This window comes from Mesorhizobium sp. M0833, assembly GCF_040319905.1.
Taxonomy (GTDB): Bacteria; Pseudomonadota; Alphaproteobacteria; order Rhizobiales; family Rhizobiaceae; genus Mesorhizobium.
Genome location: NZ_JAMYOQ010000091.1, coordinates 1 through 983, shown reverse-complemented (window position 1 = coordinate 983; position 983 = coordinate 1). Strand labels below are relative to the sequence as shown.

Genomic DNA, 983 nt, shown 5'->3' with positions numbered 1-983 from the left:
TTCTTATGCGTCGGGCGAGATTATGTGGCGGAGCCGCCCTGACGCCCGTCAGGGCCGGCCAAACCCAGCTTGCCTCCGCCACATAATATTTCGTGTCTCTCACGGGCGCGGGATTCCCCTGCGCCGCAATGTCGGAGGGGCAGGATGCTCGAGTTCTATTTTTCGTATCGTGGGGTGCTCAAGCGCCTGCGTAGCGGTGCGCTCGGTGGCGAGATGGATCGCATCGCGAAGCATTTTTTCACGCTTGGTTATAAGCCAGCATCCGCCAAGATTTACCTGAGCCGGATTGCGCGCTTTAGCCAGTTTGCCGCGACGCGCTGTGGTCCGATGCCTATCCCTCAAGATGTCATCGACAGCTATTTGTGCACGTTTACTACTGATACTCCGCGCATCGGCGCAGTGTCGGCTCTGGGACACGCACGCCGACTGGCTCCGGAGCGGTTCATTGGTTCTGTTCCAAGTGTAGAGGATGATCCGGATGCTCCGCTTCTGGCCTCCTTTTCGGACTATCTGAGCAGGGTGCGGGGACTTGAGCCGAAGACCCGCGAAGGCGTTCTTTTGGGCGGCCGCCGCTTTCTGGATTGGCTCCGCCATCATCATCCCGACCAAGAGCTCCAAGCGTTGACGGCGGAGCATGTCTTCGCCGCCGTTGAGCATCGGCTGTCGCTATCGGCGACCTCCGCCACCCGCACGGCGGCGACCTCTCACATCCGAACATTTCTTCGGTTTTTGTATTGGGCTGGCCACAATGACCAGGATCTCGCCCGCGTCGTCCCAGGGACGCCGCATTGGCGTTTGGCGCATTTGCCGCCGCGCCTTGCATGGGATGACGTTCGGCGCGCAATCGATGCGATCGGCGCAACAACGCCGGTCGACATCCGCGATCGAGCCGTCCTGTTGCTGCTCGCCACCACGGGCATTCGCAACGGCGAGCTTCGCGCCATTCGGCTGCAGGATATCGACTGGCGTGCTGGCGAGGTTTT

The 983-nt window shown here is 61.0% G+C and carries 1 protein-coding gene; it reads left to right on the top strand.

Annotation, left to right across the window (positions count from 1 at the left end):
- Window positions 1-144: 144 nt before the first annotated feature.
- On the top strand, window positions 145-983 hold an 839-nt coding region (locus NKH98_RS32910; RefSeq protein WP_352904316.1), incomplete at its 3' end, for a tyrosine-type recombinase/integrase.